Here is a 2,551-nt window from a genome sequence, read left to right as displayed (position 1 = left end):
TGTATTTCGTCAAGTTGGGGTGGGCCGTTTTGGCGTGTTTTTTGGTCCGTTTGAGCGGTTGGTTTTAGACCGTTTGAGCGTTGGCCGGTCCTGTCGGGTTGTTGGTTATTGCATGAGGGCGTGGGTCTTGCGCCAGGATTCGCCCTCGAATCGGATCATCCTGCCGTGGTGGACGGTGCGGTCGATGATCGCGGCGGCCATGTTGGGGTCGCCGAAGATCCTGCCCCATCCGCTGAATTCGATGTTGGTGGTGTAGATGATGCTCTGGGTCTCGTACGCGTTGGTGACGACCTGGAACAGGAGCCGGCTGCCTTCCTCGTCGATGGGCACGTAGCCGAGCTCGTCGATGATCACGAGCGGGACTTTGCCGATCATGGCGAGTTCCCGGTCGAGCCTGTTGTCCGTCTGGGCGCGCAGCAGGCGCATGACCAGGCTTGCGGCGGTGAAATAGCGTACGGGCGTGCCCCTGCGGCATGCGGCTCGTCCCAGCGCGATGGCGAGGTGGGTCTTGCCGGTGCCGGGAGGGCCGAACAGGACGAGGTCGTCGTGCTCGTCGATGAAGTCGAGACGGGCCAGTTGTTCTCGCCCGTAGTCGACGGGGAAGCGGATGGGCGTCCAGTCGTAGCCGTCGAGTTCCTTGTCGGCCGGGAAGCCGGCCGCCTTGAGCAGGCGTGAGCGTTTGGAGCGTTCCCGGGAGTCGATCTCGGCGTTCATCCATGATTCCATGAACTCCATCTGGCTGGGGGTCGCCCGGGCGAGCTGGTCGGCAAGGACCTGCCGGGTCAACGGTAGTTGGCGTGCCAGGGTCATGACCGTCTCGACCCTCTCCCCGGTGGACGCGCGCCTGCGTTTCATGTCGGGCATGACGACCGGCGGACGATGGGTTCCCATGGTCAGGCCTCCTTCCTTTCCTTCTCCCGACGGGGTTTCATGAAGATGTCGTATCCGGTCAGGTCGGGCGCGGTCTGCTCGTATGGCCGCTCGCCGGCGGCGATGCGCCGGGCCATGGTGGTCAGGCTGGCCTCGTCGAGTCGATGCCCCTGTTCGACCAGGTATTCGCCGGCCTGGACCGCCGGCTCGAACCCGGATTGGTCGCTGGCCTTGGAGATGAGTCGGAACGCGTTGCGTCTCGCCTTGGCGTCCATCCGGTCGATCGCGGTTCTGAGCTTGTCGGGGAAGTCGCCGCGGATGGTGGAATCGGGCCACGCGTTGGTCTTGCGGCCCAGTGCGGGCAGGAGCGTGGCGGGGTTGCGCACCGTGGCCGGGGCATCACCGTACACGCGCGGCAGTCTGGCGCAGGTGCGCCCGTCCTGGGTGCGGATCGTCACGTCGAACGCGCGCAGGGCGACGTCCAGCGTCCAGCCGCGCCACGAGGGACCGGCGAGATAATAATTACCATCAACCTGCACGCGTCCGTCTTTGTCGGCCTTCCGGGTCTCCCAGCGGATCGCGTCGAACGGTTTGGAGGGCAGGGGCTGCATCCCGGTCTTCTCCTCGGCGAACAGGCCGTCGACCGGCACGCCCTTGCGGTAATGCGTCCCCTTGGCCAGCGAGTCGCAGCGTTCGAGCATGTACCGGGTCAGCTGCACATACGATTCCGCGTTGAGCAGGGGGACCATGATGTTGCGGCGCAGGAACCCGACCGCGTTCTCCACGCTGCCCTTCTCGTTGCCCGACCGCGGGTTGCAGAACCTGGTCTCGAGCCGGTAATGCGCCATGAACAGTTCGAACACCCTGACGATCGCGACCTTGTCCCAGGCGACCCGATGGCCGGCGCCGGTGGCGTTGTCGAGCACCAGCGTCAGAGGAACCGCGCCCGCATGCTCGAACACCATGCGCAGGCCCGCGCACACGCATTCCGCGTTCTCGCCCGGCAGGGCCACGCAGTAGCGCATGTTCGACCACGGGAACGTGACGACCAGGCAATGCACATCCGTCCGGTCCCCGCCGATCACGGCCTGGGCCAGGCCGAAATCGACCTGCGCCTCGCCCGGATGCCATTCGAGCTCGAGATACCCGTCCCCGGGGAGCCGATGCTCCTCGCGCCACCGTTTCACGTAGCGTTGCACCGGCGAGTACGAGCCCTGATAGCCCTTCTCCGCCACGAGACGGTCGTACACGCGTTTGGCGGTATGCCGCTGCTTGCGCGGCATGAACCGGTCCGCCTCCAGCCACCCGTCGACCGTCGTCCTGAACGGGTCGAGCTTCGACGACCTCGAGACGGGACGCTCCGGCCCGGGCGAGCAATCCTCCTTTCCCGCGTATTTCGCGACCGTGTCGCGGGCCACGCCCACCTCCTTCGCGATGCCTCTCCATGACACGCCACGCGCGTCAAGCACCCTGATACGTTGTTGCACGGACACCGGTACCGTCATTCCTTTCCTTTCCCGAGAAACCGGATGGTTTGCTTTCAACTCGGGAAACTAGTCCGGGCAGGACGGGCCGGTGTTCATCTCTCACCACACGCTGAAGTGGACCAGAACCTGCCGCTCATTCGGAGACTTTCCACACGCTCACACGGCCCACTTTCAATTGAACACACACAAACGGG

Annotated in this window: 2 protein-coding genes; both read right to left on the bottom strand. The window is 65.0% G+C overall.

The genetic code is table 11. From position 1 onward, the window contains the following. Positions 1-105: 105 nt before the first annotated feature. Positions 106-891 (bottom strand): IS21-like element helper ATPase IstB, encoded by a 786-nt coding sequence (istB, locus tag BW14_RS11760; RefSeq protein WP_140490783.1) that lies wholly within the window; start codon positions 889-891, stop codon positions 106-108. A gap of 2 nt (positions 892-893) precedes the next feature. Further along, a complete protein-coding gene (gene istA / locus BW14_RS11755; RefSeq protein ID WP_140490780.1) occupies positions 894-2,375 on the bottom strand; it encodes an IS21 family transposase in 1,482 nt (493 codons plus the stop codon). Between the last annotated feature and the right edge of the window lie 176 nt (positions 2,376-2,551).

Origin of the sequence: Bifidobacterium sp. UTBIF-68 (genome assembly GCF_006408855.1) — a bacterium.
Lineage (GTDB): Bacteria > Actinomycetota > Actinomycetes > Actinomycetales > Bifidobacteriaceae > Bifidobacterium > Bifidobacterium reuteri.
The sequence above is the reverse complement of the archived record's forward strand: the minus strand, read 5'-3'. Positions and strand labels throughout refer to the sequence as shown.

Coding starts and splice junctions, on each gene's coding strand:
- istB (WP_140490783.1), bottom strand. CDS start 891: ATGGGAACCCATCGTCCGCCGGTCGTCATGCCCGACATGAAACGCAGG.
- istA (WP_140490780.1), bottom strand. CDS start 2,375: ATGACGGTACCGGTGTCCGTGCAACAACGTATCAGGGTGCTTGACGCG.